Origin of the sequence: Cupriavidus necator A5-1, from assembly GCF_000744095.1 — a bacterium.
Lineage (GTDB): Bacteria > Pseudomonadota > Gammaproteobacteria > Burkholderiales > Burkholderiaceae > Cupriavidus > Cupriavidus necator_A.
On sequence record NZ_JQLI01000008.1, the window covers coordinates 3,444,214 to 3,465,798 of the forward strand.

Below are 21,585 nucleotides of genomic sequence, written 5' to 3' on the forward strand. Positions count from 1 at the left end.
CCGGCCCCTACTGCAGAAAGCCCAGCGGCCGGTGCTCCCGCACCTCGGGCTTGATTGCATGCTCCTGGCGCAGCTGCGCCAGGAATTCATCCGGCGTCAGCGCCTCGCCCAGCAGCACGCACTGGCGCTTGACGGTGGCAAAGTCGCCCGGCGTCAGGCAATCCATCGCATCGAGCTCCCGGCGCATGGCATCGGTCAGGCGCGCGGTATCCCCGTCCAGTGCCTCGTCGACGAACATCGCCGCACGCTGCGCGGGCTTCAGCGACAGGAAACGGATCTTGAATGAAAACCGCCGCAGCGCGGCCTCGTCGATGCGGTCGAACAAGTTGGTGGTACAGATAAAGATGCCGTTGAAGCGCTCCATGCCCTGCAGCATCTCGTTGACCTCGGAGATCTCATAGTTGCGCACCGCCTGCTGGCGGCTCTGCATAAAGCTGTCGGCCTCGTCCAGCAGCAGCACGGCGCCGTCTTCCTCGGCGCGCGCAAACATGGCGGCGATCTGCTGCTCGGTCTCGCCGACATACTTGCTCATCAGGTCCGAGGCGCGCCGGATCATCAGCGGCAGGTCCAGCTCGGCGGCGATATGCTCGGCCAGTGCGGTCTTGCCGGTGCCGGGCGGGCCGTAGAAGCACAGCGTGCCGCGCTGGCGCACGCGCAGGGCTTCGACGATCTTCACCACCTCGTAGCGGGTTTCGAGATGCAGGTTCTCCAGCCGGTAGTGCGTGACCACCGGCCGGGCCTCGGCCTCCGGGCGCAGCCCCATGGCGCGGTCGGCGTGCTCGAGCTGGCGCAGGATCAGCGCTTCCACCGGCTCTTCCACATCGGGCCGCGCCAGCTCGACGAAGCGCGCTGCGGACTGTACCTGTGCCGGCGTCAGCGTCTTGCGTGCGGCCAGCCCGGTGATAAAGGCGTCGCTGACGTCCAGCCCGCCCAAATGCTTGCGGATGATGTTCTCGCGCACCAGCGGCGGCGGGATCTTCAGTTCCAGGTGGAACTGGAAGCGGCGCAGGTAGGCCGGGTCGATCTGGCGGATCGAGTTGGAGATCCAGATAACCGGCACCGGATTCTGCTCGAGCGTCTGGTTGACCCAGGCCTTGCCGTTCACCGAGGCGCGCGTGTCTTCCTGGCCGAACAGGCTCATCAGCTCGCGCGCGCTGCCGGGGAAGACGTCTTCCACCTCATCAAACAGCAGCGCGGTATGCGCACGGCCGCGCAGGAAGGCCTGCGACACCTGCAGCGAGCGATAGCGGTCCTTGCCCGACAGGCTGTTGCCGTCGCGGTCCAGGCAGTCGACCTCGTACAGTTCGCAACCTGCCTCGCGCGCCAGCAGCCGCGCGAACTCGGTCTTGCCAGTGCCGGGCGGGCCGTAGATCAGCACGTTGACGCCGCTGGCATGCTGGCGCGTGGCATTAGCCAGCAGCGCGCACAGGTAGCGGGCGTCGGTCTCGACATGCGGGTAGTCGGCGGTGGTCAGCGTGGGCGGCGCGGCCGGGCGGGTGAAGACCGCCATCATCTCAGCTTCGTTGGCGTAGTTGCCCAGCAGCACGTGCAGCAGCCGGTCGGACAGCCGCATCAGGTCGCCCAGGTCGGTCACGCTGTTTTCCGGGAGCGGCTGTTCGATCAGGTTCAGGGTCTCCAGCCGCGAGCCCGGGCGCAGCGAGGCAGCCACGTCGGCGGCGCCGGCGCCGGTCAGCCCGGCCAGGATCTGGAACGCTTCCTGGCTGTGCGCGACCTTGCAGTCGACCATTACCGCACGCAAGTCGCGCTTGTACTTGGCCAGCGCCGCGTACAGCAGCAGCTTGCGCTCGTGCTCGGGCAGGTCCAGCACGTGGCTGAGCATGTCGATATTGCGCACCAGCAGCACGCGCTCGCCTTCCAGGCGCTGGGCGATGGCCGCGGCCGAGGCGTCGAACACCGCGAACATGTCCTTGGCGTGATGCTTGACGTACTCGTCCAGGTAATAGAACAGCGCGCTTTCATCGAAGGCGCTGTTCCACTGGCCGTGGCGGTCCAGGAATTCTTCAGGGGTCAGGCGCGAGGCGCCCTTCCAGGCGGGCATGTCGGCGCAGCGCGCGGCCAGAAAGCGCTGCACGCGCAGCACCACGCCGTACGGCCACACCATTTCCTGCGCGCTGACGGTCAGGACGTCATTGATATTGCTGCGCAAATTGAAGCGCGGGCCCAGCGCGCACACCACGCGCAGGGCAAACTGGGCGCACATCCAGTCCAGCGCGGAGCTGGACGACGTCCCGGGCATGGAGCGCAGAATCGTCGAGCGGTCATCTTCAGCGGAACGTGTGAAGTCCATGGACGGGTTCCCCGAGCGCGCCGTGGCGGGGGCGCGACCGGCGCACCGCCTCGTCTGCAGTTTCTTCCTATGCTAGCGCGCTTTGCCCCCCTCCGCGCACGCACGGGAAGGTCAGGCGCCAGCGACTGTGGCCTGGGCCACCGAAGCATCTGGCTGGTTGCGGGCGCGCAAACCCGCGTGAGATTGCGCTAAGCGTTCCAAAACGCTGCCTGGATTTGGGGGTATAACGTGTCGTGGCAGAAAATTCCAGTTGCGACGCACAAATCACAACAAATAAGAATCATTATCGTTTATACTACCCCGCTGACCCGCTACCCCAGAGTGGCGCTCCCACGGCAACCCTGTTGAAGGAGCGTTTATCATGGAATTGCTGCTCAGCCTGCTGGTCGGTTGCGGCATCTCGCTGATCCTGTTCTATCGCAAGTGACGGTGCGCCAGTGCCGCTGCGTGCACCGCTGCAGGCGTCCTCGCGCCTGCCGGCAGACTTTTGTTGTTGACACATGTTCGACCAACGCTTCTTCAAGATTACGCTCGCCGTCCTGCTGTTCCACGCCGGCCTGCTTTACCTGATCCAGAGCGGCCTGGGGCGCAAGCTGACCGAGGCCGTGATCGCGCCCGAGATCGTCGCGCGCATCATCCCGCTCGAGCAGCCAAAGCAGGAAGCCCCGCCCGAGCCGCCCAAGCCCAAACCCAAGCAGGAAACGCCGTCCAAGCAGGTGAAGATCACCACGCCCAAGCCAACGCCGCCGCAACCCCGGCCGACGCCGCAACCGGTGGCCGACCTGCCGCCCACACCGAACGCGCCCGAGGCGCCACCGGCACCTCCCGCTCCGCCGGCACCGGCGCCTGAGCCCGCACCGGCCCCGGTGGCAACCGCGCCGCGCGCGGTCGGCATCGGCGAAATCCAGTGCTCGTCGCCTCAGCCGAAGTATCCTTCCCAGTCGCGCCGCATGGGCGAAACCGGCAAGGCCGTGATCCGGCTGACCACCGACGAGAGCGGCAAGGTCATCAAGACCGCGGTGGTATCGTCGAGCGGCTCGTCGCGCCTGGACCAGGCCGCGGTGGAAGCGGTGCAGGCGATGCGCTGCAAGCCTTACATGGACAACGGCCGTGCCGTCGCCGTCACGGCGCAGCAGCCGATCGGCTTCGAACTGAACTGAATCACTGAACCCACTGAACCGATCGCGCGATCCGGTTTCTGATCTCTGATCTGACCTAACCCTAGCGAACTCACCAGGAACCAACACATGCAGGACCTCGGACTCTCCCACCTCTGGACGCAAGGCGACTTCGTCATGCGTGCGACCGCCATCATTCTGCTGATCATGTCGCTCGCCTCTTGGATCGTGATCCTTACCAAGGCGTGGGATCTGTTCCGCCTGAAGAAGATGGCGCACGGCGCGGAAAAGCGCTTCTGGCACTCTGACGACTTCGACCACGCGCTCGAAACCCTGGGCGCCAGCGACGCCAACCCGTTCCGCACGCTGGCCGTCGCCGGCAAGGAAGCCACCCAGCACCACCGCGCGAGCCAGCCGCAGCTGCACGACGTGATGGATATCTCCGACTGGCTGACGCGCTCGCTCAAGAGCTCCATCGACGACTCGGTGGCGCACATGCAGTCGGGCCTGGCGGTGCTGGCTTCGGTGGGGTCGACCGCGCCGTTCGTCGGCCTGTTCGGCACGGTGTGGGGCATCTACCACGCGTTGATCGGTATCGGCGCCTCGGGCGTGCCGACCATCGACAAGGTCGCCGGCCCGGTGGGCGAGGCGCTGATCATGACCGCCTTCGGCCTGGCCGTGGCAATCCCGGCCGTGCTGGGCTATAACGCACTCACCCGCGGCAACAAGTCGGTGATCTCGAAGCTGAACCGCTTTGCGCACGACCTGCATGCCTACTTCGTGACCGGTGCCCGTGTGCGCCCGACCGGTGCCCGGACCGAGGACGGCACCGTGCGCCTGGCCGCGGCACAGCGCTAAACCGCAAGCAAGGAAGTCATCATGGCATTCGGTACTCTCGACAGCGACGACGACGAGGTGATGAGCGAGATCAACATGACGCCGCTGGTCGACGTCATGCTGGTGCTGCTGATCATCTTCATCATCACCATCCCCGTGATCAACCACGCGGTGAAGGTCGACCTGCCGCGCGCCACCAACACTCCGAACGACCCGAAGCCGCAGAACATCAACGTCACCATCGACGCGAGCGGCAAGGTCTTCTGGAACCAGGTGGAAGTGGACCAGGCCACGCTGGAAAATAATATCTCGCTGGCCGCCAAGCAGCAGCCGCAGCCTGAGCTGCACCTGCGCGCGGACCGCGAGGTGCGCTACGAGCGCGTGGCCGAGGTGATGGCCGCCGCGCAGCATGGCGGCCTGGGCAAGATCGGCTTTATCACCGAACCCAAGCAGTAAGCGGGTGCCGCCAGGCATCCCGGCCAGAAAGGGCATCCCTCGGGATGCCCTTTTTTCGTTTACGGGTTCGATCCGTTGCCCGAACCGGGACGATTAGCCCCGCCCCAACAGCCGCGGCCAAGCCGCATCGTCGGTTTCCGAATCTTAGCCAAACCCTATTGTAATGATAACAATTCTCATTTAATATCCTTCCATTGACGCGCCGCCACCGGCGCACCCTCTCATTGCAGAACGGAGCCAGATGATGAGCACACTTTCCCTGCCGCTGTCGCAACCGCGTGAAGTCACCCGCCGCCGGCTGTCGCTGCGCCGCGTCGAGGTGGCCGCCCAGCCGCGCCGCGAGACGGCAGCCGCGAAGACAGCCCCGTCGACCATTGCCTCCGTCAAGTCTGCCGTTGCCGCCCTGCCCGCCCGCATCGAGGCACTGGTGCGCGACAGCCTGTCGTCCGCCCCCATGGGCGAACCGGTGGCGCTGGACGCGATCATGCGCGGCGCGAGCACCCTGCCGATCGTGCACAACGGCGAGGTCTACACGCTGCGCGTCACGCGCTACGGCAAGCTGATCCTGACGAAATGACACGTCCCGGCGGCGATGCCGTTGCGCTGAAGCCGATGGGAAGGATTTGAGACCCGCGTTCGGCGCGGGCGCCACGAACGTGGCAGTAAAGACTTTTGTGGGGACCACCTCGGAACGAGGTGTTGGGCAGTAGCCAGATGTGCGTGCCGCCGGCGGGATTTCAGACCCCTCGCCAGGCCGGTCGGATCCAGCCATGCCCTCTTTTATTGCGCCCCGCAGGCCAGGCCTGCGGGGCTTTTTCATGGGCCGGCGCGTTGGCCGGCAGGGACCTTACAGGCCCAGCGCGGCGATGCCGGCGCGCGCGATCTGCGCGTCTTCGGTCGACTTTACGCCCGACACGCCCACGGCACCGACCACCTGGTCGTTACAGACGATGGGCACGCCGCCCTCCAGCATGCCTTGCAGCACCGGCGCGGTCATGAACGAGTAGCGGCCGTTGTTGATCATGTCTTCGTAGATCTTCGACTCACGACGGCCCAGTGCCGAGGTACGGGCCTTCTCGCCAGCGATGTAGGCGGAGATCGGCGCGGCACCGTCCAGGCGCTGCATGGCCAGCAGATGGCCGCCGTCATCCACCACCACGATGGACACCGCCCAGTGATGGTTCTTTGCCTCGGTTTCCGCTGCGGCCATGATCTTCTTCACGTCGTCTGCCGTCAGAACCGTCTTTTGCTGCATGCCACTCTCCTGGTCATTCATTTGGTTGAAGGTCGAAGTATAGCGCCGCACCCCTGCCATCGTCTTGCCCAGGCGCTCCCCCGCCGGCTTTGCAGGCGGCGCGCGCCAAAGCAAAATGGCCCGCGGGAAGCGGGCCATTTGTCGTTCGGGCAAAATTTGTATCAGGCGCCGTCCGAGAACGGATCCGGCTTGCCCATGCGTGCGCCGTCGGTGAACGGGTCGGTCTTGCCGACGCGGGCGCCGTCGGTGTACGGGTCAGGCTTGCCGATGCGGGCACCATCGGTGAACGGGTCAGGCTTGCCCATCCGGGCGCCGTCGGTGTACGGATCCACAGCGCCGATCTTGGCGCCATCCAGGTATGGGTCGACCTTGCCGACAGCCGCGAACGCGGTGGTGGACGCAGCGCAGAGCGCGGCCAGTACGGAGGCGGCAGCAATGGTTTGTTTGAGTGTCATGAGATTCCCCTTGCCTTTTGATTGGTACAGGCATCGGCGCGACGCGAGTTGGCGGCGTCATCACGATGTCATTCTATTAGTCTAGGGGAAAACCCTTATGCGGATGAAGTGACGCTTTGAGCAGTCCGTTCAAATATTTTGACTGCGCTAAAGACAGGGGCGAATTTCCGGGAACCGGCTTCAGAGGCGCATGTCGCAGTGCGGCAAGCGAAAAAGCGAAGGGCCCCGAAGGGCCCTGTCTTTCAAAAAGCTTGCTTACGCCGCTCAGTCGCGCCAGCGACCGTGGCCATGGCCGTGGCCGTGGCCGTGGTATCCCGGGCCATAGTAGCCGCGGTAGCCGTGGCCGTAGTAGCGCGGTGGGCCATAGTAACCCGGACCGTAGTAGACCGGACGCGGCGGGCCATAGTAGACCGGCGCCGGTGCCACCACCACCGGAGGTGGGGGCGCATAATACACAGGAGCGGGCGGATAGTAGGCCGGACCGCCGATCACAACGCCCGGGACGCCGACCGCCACGCCGACGCTCACATGGGCCATTGCCGCCCCAGACGCAAACCCGGCTGCGACACCGAATGCTGCGAGCCACCAACGTTTCATATCCGCCTCTCAAAATGAGATTTCTCTTAATCGGTATTGTAGAGGTTGGGAAATTTCCAGGTGAAACGGACGGCACGACATTGTTACCGGCGGTAACAGCCCCGTCACTTTTGGGCTCCGCGCGCGTAGTTTGGAGGGTTGCGACGAAGGACGACTGTTGCGCGCTTGCATCCGGATTGCGGAGCCACCACAATACCGGGCTTGCCGTGCGGCCGTGGAGAAATTGGTAGACTCAGCAGACTTAAAATCTGCCGCCTTTCCGGGCTTACGGGTTCGAGTCCCGTCGGCCGCACCAGGCACATTGCCGCCCAGCCTCCAAAAGAAAAGAGAGGGCGATCGCCCCCTCCCCAGTCACTCCCCGCTTGCCGCCTCAGGCCATCGCGTAGCACAGCAGCGCGCCCAGCCCCATCAGGAACACAAACAGCACACCGGCCAGCGCCAGCGGCTTGCGTCCGGCACGCACCAGGTCGCCGATGCGGGTGTGCAGGCCGATCGCCAGCATCGCGCATGCCAGCAGCCAGTTGTCCAGCGCAATCAGCGGCGCCTTCCAGGCCGTGGGCACGGCGCCGGCCGAGTTGACCGCCATCACCGCGACGAACCCGACCGCGAACCACGGCACCGACTTCATGATGCCGCGCAGGCGGTTGCCGCCGGCCGACGCCTTTTCCCCTTGCGCGCCGCCGCCCTGCGGCCACAGCGCCATCACCAGCAGCAGCGGTCCCAGCGCCAGCACGCGCACCATCTTTGCCACCACGGCAGCATCGGCGGTCGGCTCGCTGATCATCTTGCCGGCGGCGATCACCTGCGCCACCTCATGCAGCGTCGCGCCGGTGAAGATGCCGAACATGCGCTCGCTGACGGCCCAGTGCCAGTGGCCGGTCGCCAGTTCGTACAGGTAGGGATAGAGCAGCATGCCGACGGTGCCGAACAGCACCACCGTTGCCACCGCCACGGCGGTCTGCTTGTCATCGGTGCGCACCACCGACGACACGGCAATGGCCGCGGCCGCGCCGCAGATGGCGCTGCCCGAGCTGACCAGGATCGCCTCGCGGCGGCTCAGCCCGAAAAACCTGGTGCCGACCCAGGTACCGAACAGCAGCGTGGCGACCAGCATCGTCAGCGGCACCACGATGCCCGGCAGCCCCAGCGCGACGATCGACGCGAACGTCAGCCGCAGCCCGTACAGCGCCACGCCGAGGCGCAGCAGATAGTGGCGCGCGACCTGCATGCCGGGCGCCAGCGGGGCCAGCCAGTGGCGCGGCAGCGTATTGGCCGCGACCATGCCGGCGCACATGGCCAGCGTCAGTGCGCTCAGTCCGTAGCGCGACACGGCGGGGTGCTCCGCCAGCGCGATCGCCAGCCAGGCGATGCCGCCCAGCGGGACCAGCGTCAGCAGCCGCTGCGACCAGGGCGCGGGCAAGGCGGCCGGTGCGGCGGCCTGGGCAGTGCGGGAAGCGGAGACAGAAGACATGGCAGGCTCGGGTTGTGTTCTTTAGTGCCTCAAGCGTACTGTCGCGCCATTAACCCGTAAAACGGGTAATATCGTTATGCGTTATTGATTCTTTCGATATGGAACACCGCCCAGAACCCCGCCCGGACCAACGCCCCCTGCGGCTGACGTTGCGCCAGCTCTCCGTATTCGTCGCCGTGGCCCAGCACGGCAGCACCATGGCGGCGGCGCAGGCACTGGCAATGTCGCAGTCGGCGGTCAGCGCATCGCTGGCCGAACTGGAGCGTGCCCTGGACAGCCCTTTGTTCGACCGCGTCGCCCGCCGCCTGAGCATCAACGAGACCGGCCGCCAGTTCTTCCCGCGCGCCCTGTCGCTGCTGGACCAGGCGCAGGAGCTGGAGCGCTTCGCCACCCAGACCGGGGTTCAGCTGCGCATCGCGGCCAGCAACACCATCGGCAGCTATATCCTGCCGCCGCTGCTGGCGGGCTTCCGCCACTCGCGCAGCGGTCCGTGCACGCTGGACCTGCGCATCGGCAATACGCGCGAGGTGCTGCAATCGTTGCTGCAGTTCGAGGCCGACATTGGCCTGGTGGAGGGCGCCAGCCATGAACGCGACCTGCGCAGCGTGCCCTGGTGCGATGACGAGATGGTGGTGGTGGTCGGGCCTTCGCATCCGCTCGCGGCCGCGCCGCACGACCTCGTGGCGCTGCGCGATGCCGAGTGGATCGTGCGCGAGCCCGGGTCGGGCACGCGCGAGGTCATCGAGGAAAGGCTGGTGCCGCTGCTGGGCGAGCTGCGCTTCGCGCTGGAGCTGGGCAACGCCGAGGCGATCAAGCGCGCCGTGATGAGCGGCTTCGGCGTCAGCTGCCTGTCGCTGCATGTGGTGCAGGACGAACTGGCACGCGGCACGCTGGTCGCGATCCGCGACGGCCTGCCGCGCATCGTGCGGCCGTTGCAGCTGGTGGTGCACCAGGACAAGTTCCCGACCCAGGGCCTGCTGGCCTTTACCGAGTACCTGCGCACCATGGCGCCGCGCCTCGGCGCCTGAGCCGCCGGACTGCCGGACTGCCGGGCTTAGGCCGGCTGCGGGTCGCTGCTGCGCTTGCGCCGCGCCGTGTACAGGTCGAGCAGGTGGAACAGCACCGGATTGAGCATGATCGACAGCAGCGCGCCGGCCAGGATCAGCGCCTGGCCGCGCTCGGGCAGGATCTTCAGGTAGACGCCGAGGCTGGCGAGGATGAACGAGAACTCGCCGATCTGCGCCAGGCTCACGGCGATGGTCATGCCGGTCTGGCCCGAATGGCCGAACGCGCGCACGATCCCCATCGCCGCCAGCGACTTGCCCACCACGATAATGAACAGCGTCGACAGCACGCCCCACGGGTCATTGACCAGCACCATCGGGTCGAACAGCATGCCGACCGAGACGAAGAAGAGCACGGCAAAGGCGTCGCGCAGCGGCAGCGATTCCTCGGCCGCGCGATGGCTGAATTCAGACTCCGCCAGCACCATGCCGGCAAAGAAGGCACCCAGCGCGAACGACACGCCGAACAGCGCATACGCGCCGTAGGCCACGCCCAGCGCGGTGGCGAGCACGCCCAGGCGGAACATCTCGCGGTTGCCAGTCCAGACGATGCGCTCCAGCATCCAGGGAATGAATCGACGCCCGATCACCAGCATCACCGCGACGAATGCGGCCACCTTGCCCAGCGTCGCGAAGATCGCGAGCACCACTTCACCTGTGCCGGGCGCGCTCTCGCCTGTCGCTTCGCCGGCGCCAGCCAGCAGGCCGGCCATGGCTGGCAGCAGCACCAGCGCCAGCACCATCGCCAGGTCTTCCACGATCAGCCAGCCGACTGCGATGCGGCCTTGCGGCGACTCCACCAGGTCGCGTTCCTGCAAGGCCTTGAGCAACACCACGGTGCTGGCCACCGACAGCGCCAGCCCGTACACCAGCCCCTGTCCCCACGACCAGCCAAAGCCCCACGCCACCAGCATGCCCAGCATGGTGGCGATGCCGATCTGCACTACCGCGCCCGGGATGGCAATGCGCTTCACCGCCATCAGGTCCTTGATCGAGAAATGCAGTCCCACGCCGAACATCAGCAGGATCACGCCAAGCTCCGCCAGCTCAGGCGCCAGCGCCTGGTCGGCGGTATAGCCGGGCGTATGCGGCCCCACCACTATGCCCGCACACAGGTAGCCGATCAGCGGCGGCAGGCGCAGCCGGCTGGCAATGGCGCCAAGGATGAAGGCCAGGACGATACCGCCGACGATGGTGCTGATAAGCGGGGTGGCGTGATGCATGCGTGCGGGGTTCCTCGTGTCAGGGGCTGAACGGCGATGGCTGGATCCCACCCGTTTGTTTTCCGCGGCCACCACGACACAGCGTCCGGCGCGCACCAGCGGTCGGCGCGGAACGATCGGCAGCGTCGGAACCGGGCAAGCGGGGAAAGAACGGGAAGTGCCGCAGCGGCCCCGGACACACCTGGCGGCGCGTCACGGAATCGGGAATGGCGTTTGACATGCTGCTCCGCTGTCCATCGGGCGGAGCACCCCGAAAAGCGTACGACAGGAGTAATGTAACATGCCCGCCACTCGCTCAATGCGCGGAAATGGCAGGCGTTTTGTGTTGCCGGGATGTGTGGCGCACCAAACGGGCGCCGGAAAACAAAAACGGCGCCGCAAGGCGCCGTTCTGCATGGTACTGGAGGCGGAGGTCGGAATCGAACCGGCGTACACGGCTTTGCAGGCCGCTGCATAACCACTCTGCCACCCCGCCAGGTGACGTGCTGCTGGATTGTAGCCGCATTCAGCCGATGCTGCCGGAGCGCACCGTACGGCGATTCAACCCAAACAAAAAGGGAAGCGTTGCTTCCCTCTGGGGATTGGAGCGGGAGACGAGTCTCGAACTCGCGACCTCAACCTTGGCAAGGTTGCGCTCTACCAACTGAGCTACTCCCGCATACAACTTTTACTGCCGGCCTGACCGCGTACGAACACGAAATCAAACCTTCGATAACCTGGAGCGGGAGACGAGTCTCGAACTCGCGACCTCAACCTTGGCAAGGTTGCGCTCTACCAACTGAGCTACTCCCGCAGGGTGCTACCACCACAAAAACTTCTGAGGCTATTTATTCCGCATTTCGCTGCTATCGAGCAACATCTTGCGTTATTTACCCCTCATTTCGCTGCTTTCGTTTGTGTCGTCAGCAACGAGAATGAGATTATGCAAAGAACTGTTCTCGTCGTCAACACCTTTTTCGAATTTCTTTTCACTTTGGTGCGCCGGCCCCTGCCACTGCACTGCTGCGTTCGCGGATCTGCGGCCACGCGAGTTTCATGTAATAGATCATCGACCACAGCGTAAGCACCGCCGCCACATAAATCATCCAGGTGCCGAGCACATAGGCGTCGAAACCTAACACGCGGCCGCTGAAGAGCAACAGCGGAATCGCGACCATCTGCACCGTGGTCTTGAGCTTGCCGAGGAAATTCACCGCCACGCTCTTGGACGCGCCGATCTGCGCCATCCATTCGCGCAGCGCCGAGATGGTGATCTCCCGGCCGATGATCACCAGCGCGATCAGGTCCGTAACCCGGTCCAGCGCCAGCAGCGACAGCAGTGCCGCCGTCACCATCAGCTTGTCCGCGACCGGATCCAGGAAGGCGCCGAACGACGAAGTCTGGTTCCAGCGCCGCGCCAGGAACCCGTCCAGCCAATCGGTCACCGCGGCGATGATGAAGAACGACGCCGCCGTCAGGTTCTTGGTGTGCATCGGCAGCCATGCATCGGGCAGGTAGAAGACCCCTACCACCAGTGGAATCATGGCAACGCGAAGCCAGGTCAGCAGGATCGGGATATTGAAAGGCATGGAACTCGGCGGCGGGGGAACGGTGACCAATCCCGCGATTGTCGCCGATTTCAGGACCAATCGACCATCATTGGCCATATTCCCGCCCGGCCGCCGGGCCCGCTCAGTGCAGTTGCCTGTAGATCTCTTCGGCCAGGCCGCGTGAAATGCCCTCCACGCTGGCCAGTTCATCGATGCTGGCCGCCATCACGCCGCGCAGGCCGCCAAAGCGGGTCAGCAGCTTCTGGCGCCGACGCGCGCCGATGCCTTCGATCTCTTCCAGCCGCGAGGTGGTGCGCGTCTTGGCGCGGCGCGCGCGCATGCCGGTGATGGCGAAACGGTGCGCCTCGTCGCGGATCTGCGCCACCAGCATCAGCGCCGCACTGCCCTGCCCCAGTTCCAGCGAGGAGCGGCCATCGGCGAACACCAGCGTCTCCAGGCCGACCTTGCGGCCCTCGCCCTTGGCCACGCCGACCAGCAGGCCGATATCCAGGCCGAGTTCCTCGAACACCTGCCGTGCCACCTCGACCTGGCCCTTGCCGCCGTCGATCAGCACGATCTGCGGCAGCAGCGCCGCGGCTTCTCCGCCGGCTTCCAGCCCGCCGTCTTCCTGGATCTGCTCAACCAGCTTCTGGTAGCGCCGGGTCAGCACCTGGCGCATGGCCGCGTAGTCGTCGCCCGGGATAATGTCCTGGATGTTGTAGCGGCGGTACTCGCTGTTCTGCATGTCATGGCGGTGGTAGACCACGCACGACGCCTGGGTGGCCTCGCCGGCGGTATGGCTGATGTCGAAGCACTCCACGCGCAGCAGCGCCAGGTCTTCCAGGTCCAGCCCAATGGTTTCAGCCAGCGCGCGCGTGCGCGCCTCCTGGCTGCCCTGCTCGGCCAGCCGGCGTGCCAGCGCCAGCGCCGCGCCCTGCTGTGCCATCTCCAGCCAGACCTTGCGCTGGCCCTGCGGCTGCCGCACCAGCGCGACCTTGCGGCCGGCGTGCAGCGTCAGCGCCTCCAGCACCGCGCTGTCGTCCGGCACGTGGCTGACCACGATGATCGGCGGCGCGGGCTGCTCCAGGTAGTGCTGCACCATGAAGGCCGACAGCACGCGCGTGGCGATGCGATCGACGGTCAGCGGCTGCGCGGCTTCGGCGGCGCTGGCTTGTTCGTCGCCAATCGCTTCGCGCTCGTCCGCATCCTCGACGATCATCGCCGCCTCGTCGGCATGCGCCGGGAAGTAGGCCTTGTCGCCCAGGTGGCGGCCGCCGCGCACCATGGCCAGGTTGACGCAGGCGCGCCCGCCCTCCACGGCCACGGCCAGCACGTCGATGTCGCGCGCCTGTCCGCCCACCTCTTCCACGGCCTGGCGCTTGAGCACGGTCGACAGCGCCGCGATCTGGTCGCGCACCGCCGCCGCCTGCTCGAACTCCAGCCGCTCCGCGTGCTGCTCCATCTTGCCTTGCAGGCCTTCCAGCACTTCGTTCTGGCGGCCCTGCAGGAAGCGCGCCGCGTTGGCGACGTCGCGCGCGTAGTCCTCTTCGCTGATGGCGTTGACGCAGGGCCCGGTGCAGCGGTGGATCTGGTGCAGCAGGCACGGCCGGGTGCGGTTGTTGAAGACAGTGTCTTCGCAGGTGCGCAGCTGGAACACCTTCTGCAGGATCTGCATGCTCTCGCGCACCGCATAGGCGCTGGGGAACGGCCCGAAATACTGGTGCTTGCGGTCGGTCGCGCCTCGGTAGTACGCCATGCGCGGGAATCGGTGCCCGGTCAGCTTCAGGAACGGGTACGACTTGTCGTCGCGGAATAGGATGTTGTAGCGCGGCGCCAGCGCCTTGATCAGGTTGTTCTCGAGCAGCAGCGCTTCGGCCTCGGTGCGCACCACCGTGGTCTCGATACGGGCGATGCGCGCCACCATCATCGCGATGCGCGGCGACAGCTGGGTTTTGTTGAAGTAGCTGGAGACGCGCTTCTTCAGGTCGCGCGCCTTGCCGACATAGAGCACATTGCCGGCGGCATCGAAATAGCGGTACACGCCCGGCAGGCCGGGCAGCCGGGAAATGACCGGGCGGGGGTCGAACGGCTCCGGCTGGGCTTCAGGTGTCGCCTCGGCAGTCACCTCGGCAGTCACCTCGGCATTCAACTCGGCAGGCTGGGCGGCCGGTGACTCGGCCGGCGTTTCGTCGGCGCTTTTCGGGGAATCGGGTTGCTGGTCGGACATTGGGGGACGGTGACCGCTACACGGCCTGCACGCACCAAAAGCGGCATGGCCTCTAAAATCGCAAGTTTAGAGCAATTCAGCGGGTGCCCCGCCCGTGCTCCCCTCACCTGCCATGCCTATCCGCTCCTGGGACATCTTCTGCACCGTGATCGACAATTTCGGCGACATCGGCGTCTGCTGGCGGCTGGCGCGCCAGCTCGCGCAGGAGCACGGCCACGCGGTACGGCTGTGGGTCGATGACCTGGCGAGCTTCGCGCGGCTGGCGCCGGAACTCGATACCGGCGCCACCGTGCAGCGCCTGGCGGGCGTGGAGATTCGTCCGTGGCGGCCGGATGCCGACAGCGACGTGGATGACACTGCAGGGGTCGAGCCGCACGATGCCGTCATCGAAGCCTTCGCCTGTGACGTGCCGCAAGCCTTCCTGGCCCGCATGGCCGCGCGCCATCCCAAACCCGCCTGGATCAACCTGGAATACATGAGTGCCGAGCCCTGGGTACGGGAGCACCATGCGATGCCCTCGCCCCATCCGCGACTGCCGCTGGTGAAGCATTTCTTCTTCCCCGGTTTCGAACCCGGCACCGGCGGCCTGCTGCGGGAATCGATGCTGGGCGCGCAGCGTGCCGCCTTCCTCGGCGGCACGGCCACCCAGGCGACCCTGTGGCACCGGCTGAGCGTGACGCCCCGACCCGGCACGCTGCGCGTGAGCCTGTTTGCATACCGCAACCCGGCTCTGCCCGCGCTGCTGGAGCAATGGCGCGATACCGCCGAGGCGGTCCATTGCCTGGTGCCCGCCGGCCTGGCCGCGGACCAGGTCGCCGAATGGCTAGGCGCCCCGCTGCGGATTGGCGACCCGGTAGTGCGCGGCAGCCTGTGTGTGCAGCAGATCCCCTTCGTACGCCAGGAGCACTATGACGAACTGCTGTGGGCCTGCGACCTGAACTTCGTGCGTGGCGAGGATTCGTTCGTGCGCGCGCAGTGGGCGGCGCGGCCGCTGGTCTGGCAAATCTACCCCCAGGACGATGCCGCACATCGTGCCAAGCTCGACGCGTGGCTCGACCTGTTCCGCCAGAGCGGCGTTGAACCCGACGCGGTCGGCGCGCTGACGGACTTCTGGCACGCCTGGAACGGCTTTGGCACCGCTCTCGACTGGCCGCGGCTGCGTGCGCACCTGCAGGCACTTGTCGCGGTCGCACCGCGTTGGGAGCGGCGCATACAGCATCCCGGCGACCTTGCCGCCAACATGGTGGCGTTTTGCGAAAATCAGGTAAAATAACCGGTTGATCCAAATGGCGACCGGGCCGGAGAACCAGGGCCTCTCCCAAGCGTCAAAACGACCTTGGGCGAAGACCTGAATGCAAGCTGAGCACGGGGTCGCGAGCGCGTGAATGCCTCTCGCTGGGGCTCACAGGCTCACCGCAGGTGATGCCGGCAGCGCGCCTTCGCCATTCCAAATTCCTACTTTCTATTTCAGGAAATCAGTTCAGATGAAAATCGCACAGGAACTCCGCGTCGGTAACGTCTTCATGATCGGCGGCGATCCGATGGTCGTGCAGAAGGCCGAGTACAACAAGTCGGGCCGCAACGCAGCCGTGGTCAAGATGAAGTACAAGAACCTGCTGACCGACGCCCCGGGCGAGTCGGTGTTCAAGGCCGACGACAAGTTCGAGGTCGTGGTGCTGGAGCGGCGCGAATGCACCTACTCGTACTTCGCTGACCCGATGTACGTGTTCATGGACACCGACTACAACCAGTACGAAGTCGAGCAGGACAGCATGGGCGACTCGCTGAACTACCTCGAAGACGGCATGACCGTGGAAGTGGTGTTCTACAACGACAAGGCCATCTCGGTTGAAATGCCGACCACGCTGGTCCGTGAAATCGTCTACACCGAGCCGGCCGTCAAGGGCGACACCTCGTCGGGCAAGGTGCTCAAGGGCGCCAAGATCAACACCGGCTTCGAACTGCAAGTGCCGCTGTTCTGCAGCATCGGCGACAAGATCGAAATCGACACCCGCACCGGCGAATACCGCAGCCGCGCCAACTAAGGCGTTCGCTTGACCCTGCCTTCTCAGCGGGGCCGGTATGAAAAAAGGCAGCCTCGGCTGCCTTTTTGCATTTCTGCACGACGCTCCGATCAGGCGATCAGCGCGTGCTCCTTCAGCGTGCGCAGCGCGGCGCGGTATTCCCCTTCCTGCTGCAGCTTGTTCCAGTCCATCGGCTTGCGGCGCGGGAACAGCTTGCGGATGCGGCGCTGCGAGGTCTTGTCGATGCCGACATCCAGCTCAGTCAGCAGCTGGTCGGCACGGTCCGGATGGTTGCAGATCAGCACCATGTCGCAACCGGCGGTCAGCGCCGCGCGCGCGGCCTCGGTCACGTTGCCGGCGACGCTGGCGCCTTCCATGCTCAGGTCGTCGCTGAAGATCACGCCCTCGAAGCCGAGCTGCGTGCGCAGCACGTCCTGCAGCCAGTAGCGCGAGAAGCCGGCTGGGTTCGGATCGACCTTGGGGTAGATCACGTGCGCCGGCATCACCGACGACAGCGTCAGGCCCAGCCATTCATACGGGCGCGCATCCTGCCCGATGATCTCGTCCAGCGAGCGCTCGTCGACCGGAATCGCCACATGCGAATCGGCCTCGACATAGCCGTGGCCGGGGAAGTGCTTGCCGCAATTGCTCATGCCCGCGAGCAACAGGCCATGGTTCAGGTGGCCGGCCAGCATGCTCACCACGCGCGGGTCGGCGTGGAAGGCGCGGTCGCCGATCACGGCGCTGCGGCCATAGCCCAGGTCGAGCACCGGAGTGAAGCTGAAATCGATATCGCAGGCGCGCAGCTCGGCAGCCAGCACGTAGCCGCAGGCCACCGCCGCCTTGGTCGCGGCCAGCACATCGCGGTCCCACAGCTCGCCCAGGCGGTGCATTGCCGGCAGATGGGTAAAGCCGTCGGTCTTGCAGCGCTGCACGCGCCCGCCTTCATGGTCGATGCAGATCAACACGTCGTCGCGCACCGCGCGGATCGCGCGCGTCAGCCCTTGCAGCTGCGAGCGCGACTCGAAATTGCGGGCGAACAGGATCACACCGCCGGTCAGCGGATGCGCGATGCGGCGCGCATCTTGCGCGTCGAGCTGCTTGCCGACGACGTCGAGGACGACCGGGCCCGGCCGCTTGCCGGAATTCTTCTTGGGCATGGAAGTTGTTAAATTCACAAAGCTGTAGGTTGGGAAGCCGGCGCGTCCGTACGCTCGGCTATCGCGAAGGCGACCGCATAGTCGTGTTCGTCACTGACACTGACCCGCACGGTGATCCCGCGTTCCGCCAGCCATGCGGCGAGTTCGCCGTGGCACACCGGCGTCGGCTCGCCGGAGGGCAGGTTCATCAGTTCCATCGCGCGCCACGTCATCGGCCAGTGCATGCCCCGGCCGATCGCCTTGGAGAAAGCTTCCTTGGCGGCGAAGCGCGTGGCCAGGAAGGCGAGCCCGCGTTTCTCCGAGCGTGCCTTGCGCGCGTGGTACTTGGCCAGCTCATTGGGGCCGAGCACCTTTTCGGCAAAGCGGCCGTTGGTGCGTTCCATCACGCCCTGCACGCGGGCGATCTGGATGATATCGGTGCCGACGCCGTAGATCACGCCGGCTCGCTCGCGGCGGGATAGCGCGTGCCCAGGCGTGCGGCCACCATGATGGCCTTCATCTCGCGCACGGCGTTCTGCCAGCCGGCGAACACCGCATGGGCCACGATCGCATGGCCGATGTTGAGTTCCTTGATGCCAGGCAGCGCGGCGATCGGCTGCACATTGGTGTAGTGCAGGCCATGGCCGGCGTTGACCACCAGGCCATGCTTCATGCCGGCGTCGACGCCGTCGGCGATGCGACGGTATTCGATGGCCAGCTCGTCCGGCGTGTGCGCGTCGGCGTAGGCGCCGGTATGCAGCTCGATCACCGGCGCGCCGCAGGCAGCTGCGGCGGCGATCTGGTCAGGGTTGGCATCGATGAACAGCGACACGCGGATACCGACGCCCGCCAGCTGCGCGCAGGCAGCCTTGACCTGCTCGAAGCGGCCGGCCACGTCGAGGCCGCCCTCGGTGGTCACCTCCTCGCGGCGCTCGGGCACCAGGCACACGTCCTGCGGACGGATCTCGCAGGCGATGTCGAGCATTTCCTGCGTGATCGCGCATTCCAGGTTCATGCGTGTAGCCAGTTGCGGGCGCAGCGCGCGCACGTCGGCATCGCGGATATGGCGGCGGTCTTCGCGCAGGTGCAGCGTGATCAGGTCGGCGCCGGCCTCTTCCGCCTGCAGAGCGGCACGGATGGGATCGGGATAGACGGTGCCGCGCGCATTGCGCAGCGTGGCGACGTGGTCGATATTGACGCCAAGGTCGATGACGCCCGGATTTGCGTGGAAGATCATGCGAGCAGGTGCAGGAGTGATTCGGAGTGTGTGCTTGTATCGTTCAGAGATACTGCAGGTCGATCAGTATCTGGCGCGTCTTCAGCGGCGCGCCTTGCAGATAATAATGCAGCAGGAAACGCATCAGCGCCCGGCTTTGCGCCGCGGTCTGCGCGCGGCTGTAATCGTCCTGCGCCATGTCGAGCAGCGTCTGTCCCGACACCACCGGCCACGATGACGGATCGCTCGGCTGCGCGCGGCGCACGCCGCGCTCGGGCTGGTAGACGTAGTCCAGTCCCGGCTGGACGCGCTCGCCGGTGCTCAGGCACTGGTCGAAGGCCACCGCGAAGCCGGTCTCCTGCAGCAATACGCGTTCGAAGCTGCGCAGCACAAGGCCCGCAGGCTCGCCGTGCGCGAGCCGCGTCAGCGTCGTCAGGTAATGGCGGAACAGTGTGGGATGCGCGTCTTCCCGTGGACAGAAGCGCATCAGCAATTCATTCAGGTAGAACGCCGACAACAGCGCATCGCCGTCCAGCGGCGGCATGCCGCCAACCCATTCGGCCCTGGTCAGCGTCTTGACCTCGCCGCGCCCGCTCCACGATACCGAAACCGGGTGGAAATGCTGCAGCACCGCGCGCAGCGCCGAATGCGGGCGCTTGGCGCCCTTGGCCACCATCGACATGCGGCCGTGGTCGCGCGTGAAGACGTCGAGGATCAAGCTGGTCTCGCGGTAGGGCCAGGCGTGCAGCACGAAGCCGGGCTGGTCGGCCACGCGCGACTCGGGGCGCGCCGGCACGATGCGCATGGCGCGGTCCATCATCGCGCGCGCGGCCGCATCGGCCATGCCGGGCAGCGCCTTGCTGTCGAGCAGTTCGGCCGCCTCGTCGACCACGGGGTCGGCGCGGCGGGCGCGGGGCGCCGGCGCGCGCGCGATGTCAGCCGTCTTGCTCACCGGTTGCTCACTCGTAGCCGTAAGCCCGCAGCCCTGCTTCGTTGTCGGCCCAGCCGCTCTTCACCTTGATCCACATCTCGAGGTAGACCTTGCCGTCGAACAGCTTTTCCATGTCGAGGCGCGCCTCGGTGGAGATCTGCTTGAGCTTGCTGCCCTTGTTGCCGATGATCATGGCCTTGTGCGCGTCGCGCTCGACCAGGATGGTGGCAAAGACGCGGCGCAGGCGCCCTTCCGTCTCGAACTTGTCGATCACCACGGTGCTGGTGTACGGCAGTTCGTCGCCGGTCCAGCGGAACACCTTTTCGCGGATGATCTCGGAAGCCAGGAAGCGCTCGCTGCGATCGGTCATCGCGTCGGCGTCGTACATCGGCTCGCCTTCCGGCAGGTAGGGCCGGATGATGTCGAACAGGCGCGCGATATGGTCGCGGGTCTTGGCCGTCATCGGCACCACTTCGCGGAACGGGAACAGCTGCCCCATCTTTTCCAGGAAGGGCATCATCACTTCCGAGCGGTTCTCGCCGGTAACGCGGTCGAGCTTGTTGGCGATCAGCAGCACCGGTGTGTTCGTCGGCAGCAGCGACAGCACCTTCTCGTCGTCGGCGCCGTAGTAGCCGGCCTCGACCACGAACAGGATCAGGTCCACCGACGACAGCGTCGACGTGACCGCGCGGTTCAGCGAGCGGTTCAGCGCGCTGGCATGGCGGGTCTGGAAGCCTGGCGTATCGACGAACACATACTGCGCGTCATCCGTGGTCTGGATGCCGACGATGCGGTGCCGCGTGGTCTGCGCCTTGCGCGAGGTGATGCTGATCTTCTGGCCGACCAGCGCGTTCATCAGCGTGGACTTGCCCACGTTGGGGCGGCCGACGATGGCCACGGTGCCGCAGCGAAACGCCGCGGCCGGGGTATCCGCCGCGTCTTGCTGCGGATGGGTAGATTCGGTCATTCCTTCAACCTGAGAGACAGCTGTGGGTCCTGCGGCACGGGTTGCTTGCGGGTCTTGCCGGTACGCTCGGCGCGGCTGCGCTTGAGCAGCTGCGGCACCAGCTTCTGGACCTCGTCCAGTGCCAGCTTGGCGGCAGCCTGCTCGGCCGCGCGCCGCGAGGCGCCAGTGCCGAACACCCGGACTTCCAGTTTAGGCACCGTGCACTCGACTTCAAACTGCTGGCTGTGCGCGGCCCCGTGTGTGGCGATTACGTTATATTGCGGCAGGGCGATCTTGTGGCCCTGCAGGTATTCCTGCAGCAGGGTCTTAGCGTCCTTGCCTAGCGTGCGCGGATCGACCTGCTCCAGGATCGGGATATAGAGCTTGCGGATCAGCGCGCGCGCGGCGTCGAAGCCGGCGTCGAGGAACACCGCACCGACGATGGCTTCGAGCGCGTCGGCGAGGATGGACGGACGGCGGAAGCCACCGCTCTTCAGTTCGCCCTCGCCCAGGCGCAGCGTGTCGGACAGCTGCAGCATCTGGGCGATCTCGTACAGGGCCTGCTGCTTGACGAGGTTGGCCCGCACGCGCGACAGGTCGCCCTCGTCGAGCTTGCCGAACATGCCATAGAGCATGTCGGCCACGGCGCAGTTGAGCACCGAATCGCCCAGGAATTCAAGGCGTTCGTTGTGCTGGGCGCTGTGGCTGCGGTGCGTCAGCGCCTGTTGCAGCAATTCGGGCTTGCTGAATCGGTAGCCGAGTCGTTGCTGCAAGGCGTCGAAGTTCATA

Annotated in this window: 21 protein-coding genes and 4 tRNA genes; 8 read left to right on the plus strand and 17 right to left on the minus strand. The window is 65.9% G+C overall.

The window, feature by feature from the left end:
• Positions 1-7: 7 nt before the first annotated feature.
• Positions 8-2,308: an AAA family ATPase gene (locus K307_RS40010; protein WP_042886564.1), complete on the minus strand. Its 2,301-nt coding sequence runs from the start codon at positions 2,306-2,308 to the stop codon at positions 8-10.
• Positions 2,309-2,808: 500 nt separating this feature from the next.
• Between K307_RS40010 and K307_RS40015 the strand changes: the two genes are divergently transcribed.
• The 4 genes from K307_RS40015 (at position 2,809) to K307_RS40030 (ending at position 5,296) form a co-directional block, all read left to right on the plus strand.
• Positions 2,809-3,468 (plus strand): energy transducer TonB, encoded by a 660-nt coding sequence (locus K307_RS40015; protein WP_042886565.1) that lies wholly within the window; start codon positions 2,809-2,811, stop codon positions 3,466-3,468.
• Positions 3,469-3,555: 87 nt separating this feature from the next.
• Entirely contained in the window at positions 3,556-4,284 is a 729-nt protein-coding gene (locus K307_RS40020) for a MotA/TolQ/ExbB proton channel family protein (RefSeq protein ID WP_042886566.1), read from the plus strand.
• Positions 4,285-4,305: 21 nt separating this feature from the next.
• Entirely contained in the window at positions 4,306-4,719 is a 414-nt protein-coding gene (locus K307_RS40025; protein ID WP_042886567.1) for an ExbD/TolR family protein, read from the plus strand.
• A 244-nt stretch (positions 4,720-4,963) separates the two neighbouring features.
• Positions 4,964-5,296, plus strand: coding sequence for a hemin uptake protein HemP (locus tag K307_RS40030; RefSeq protein WP_042888050.1), 333 nt, complete (start codon positions 4,964-4,966; stop codon positions 5,294-5,296).
• Positions 5,297-5,566: 270 nt separating this feature from the next.
• Here K307_RS40030 and K307_RS40035 read toward each other — a convergent pair whose 3' ends face one another.
• From K307_RS40035 to K307_RS40045, 3 genes are all read right to left on the minus strand, one after another.
• Positions 5,567-5,974, minus strand: a complete 408-nt coding sequence (locus K307_RS40035; protein WP_041681105.1) for a heme-binding protein — start codon at positions 5,972-5,974, stop codon at positions 5,567-5,569.
• Positions 5,975-6,135: 161 nt separating this feature from the next.
• Entirely contained in the window at positions 6,136-6,429 is a 294-nt protein-coding gene (locus tag K307_RS40040) for a hypothetical protein (RefSeq protein WP_042886568.1), read from the minus strand.
• A 264-nt stretch (positions 6,430-6,693) separates the two neighbouring features.
• Positions 6,694-7,026, minus strand: a complete 333-nt coding sequence (locus tag K307_RS40045) for a hypothetical protein (RefSeq protein WP_042886569.1) — start codon at positions 7,024-7,026, stop codon at positions 6,694-6,696.
• A gap of 208 nt (positions 7,027-7,234) precedes the next feature.
• Between K307_RS40045 and K307_RS40050 the strand changes: the two genes are divergently transcribed.
• A tRNA-Leu gene (locus tag K307_RS40050) sits at positions 7,235-7,321 on the plus strand.
• Between the two features lie 75 nt (positions 7,322-7,396).
• On the opposite strand, the gene K307_RS40055 is transcribed toward K307_RS40050, so the two are convergent.
• A complete protein-coding gene (locus tag K307_RS40055; RefSeq protein ID WP_042886570.1) occupies positions 7,397-8,497 on the minus strand; it encodes a YeiH family protein in 1,101 nt (366 codons plus the stop codon).
• Positions 8,498-8,595: 98 nt separating this feature from the next.
• Here K307_RS40055 and K307_RS40060 point away from each other — a divergent pair, with 98 nt between their 5' ends.
• Positions 8,596-9,525, plus strand: coding sequence for a LysR family transcriptional regulator (locus tag K307_RS40060; protein WP_042886571.1), 930 nt, complete (start codon positions 8,596-8,598; stop codon positions 9,523-9,525).
• A 26-nt stretch (positions 9,526-9,551) separates the two neighbouring features.
• Here K307_RS40060 and K307_RS40065 read toward each other — a convergent pair whose 3' ends face one another.
• The 6 genes from K307_RS40065 to uvrC form a co-directional block, all read right to left on the minus strand.
• Entirely contained in the window at positions 9,552-10,784 is a 1,233-nt protein-coding gene (locus K307_RS40065; protein ID WP_080745386.1) for a cation:proton antiporter, read from the minus strand.
• A gap of 401 nt (positions 10,785-11,185) precedes the next feature.
• Positions 11,186-11,259 (minus strand) — tRNA-Cys (locus K307_RS40070).
• Between the two features lie 107 nt (positions 11,260-11,366).
• Positions 11,367-11,442 (minus strand) — tRNA-Gly (locus tag K307_RS40075).
• 59 nt (positions 11,443-11,501) lie between these two features.
• A tRNA-Gly gene (locus tag K307_RS40080) sits at positions 11,502-11,577 on the minus strand.
• 175 nt (positions 11,578-11,752) lie between these two features.
• Positions 11,753-12,352, minus strand: coding sequence for a CDP-diacylglycerol--glycerol-3-phosphate 3-phosphatidyltransferase (pgsA, locus tag K307_RS40085; RefSeq protein WP_042886572.1), 600 nt, complete (start codon positions 12,350-12,352; stop codon positions 11,753-11,755).
• Between the two features lie 103 nt (positions 12,353-12,455).
• Positions 12,456-14,540, minus strand: a complete 2,085-nt coding sequence (gene uvrC / locus K307_RS40090; protein ID WP_051975400.1) for an excinuclease ABC subunit UvrC — start codon at positions 14,538-14,540, stop codon at positions 12,456-12,458.
• A gap of 112 nt (positions 14,541-14,652) precedes the next feature.
• Between uvrC and earP the strand changes: the two genes are divergently transcribed.
• Both earP and efp read left to right on the plus strand, forming a co-directional pair.
• Positions 14,653-15,813 (plus strand): elongation factor P maturation arginine rhamnosyltransferase EarP, encoded by a 1,161-nt coding sequence (gene earP, locus K307_RS40095; RefSeq protein ID WP_042886573.1) that lies wholly within the window; start codon positions 14,653-14,655, stop codon positions 15,811-15,813.
• Positions 15,814-16,024: 211 nt separating this feature from the next.
• A complete protein-coding gene (efp, locus tag K307_RS40100; RefSeq protein ID WP_042886574.1) occupies positions 16,025-16,585 on the plus strand; it encodes an elongation factor P in 561 nt (186 codons plus the stop codon).
• A gap of 89 nt (positions 16,586-16,674) precedes the next feature.
• Here efp and nagZ read toward each other — a convergent pair whose 3' ends face one another.
• Genes nagZ through rnc form a run of 6 tightly spaced genes read right to left on the minus strand, consistent with a single transcriptional unit; the run spans position 16,675 to position 21,584 of the window.
• On the minus strand, positions 16,675-17,724 hold the full coding sequence (gene nagZ, locus K307_RS40105) for a beta-N-acetylhexosaminidase (protein ID WP_042886575.1): 1,050 nt from the start codon (positions 17,722-17,724) through the stop codon (positions 16,675-16,677).
• Positions 17,725-17,738: 14 nt separating this feature from the next.
• Entirely contained in the window at positions 17,739-18,161 is a 423-nt protein-coding gene (gene acpS, locus K307_RS40110) for a holo-ACP synthase (RefSeq protein WP_042886576.1), read from the minus strand.
• Entirely contained in the window at positions 18,158-18,940 is a 783-nt protein-coding gene (pdxJ, locus tag K307_RS40115; protein ID WP_042886577.1) for a pyridoxine 5'-phosphate synthase, read from the minus strand. The genes acpS and pdxJ overlap by 4 nt, the downstream gene beginning before the upstream one ends.
• Before the next feature lie 43 nt (positions 18,941-18,983).
• Positions 18,984-19,871 carry a DNA repair protein RecO gene (recO, locus tag K307_RS40120; RefSeq protein ID WP_051975401.1) on the minus strand — a complete coding sequence of 296 codons (888 nt, stop codon included), beginning with the start codon at positions 19,869-19,871 and terminating at the stop codon, positions 18,984-18,986.
• Between the two features lie 7 nt (positions 19,872-19,878).
• The gene (gene era / locus K307_RS40125) at positions 19,879-20,817 is read right to left on the minus strand and encodes a GTPase Era (RefSeq protein ID WP_042886578.1); all 939 of its coding nucleotides are present in this window, start codon (positions 20,815-20,817) and stop codon (positions 19,879-19,881) included.
• Entirely contained in the window at positions 20,814-21,584 is a 771-nt protein-coding gene (gene rnc / locus K307_RS40130) for a ribonuclease III (protein WP_042886579.1), read from the minus strand. Before rnc ends, era begins: the two co-directional genes overlap by 4 nt.
• Between the last annotated feature and the right edge of the window lies 1 nt (position 21,585).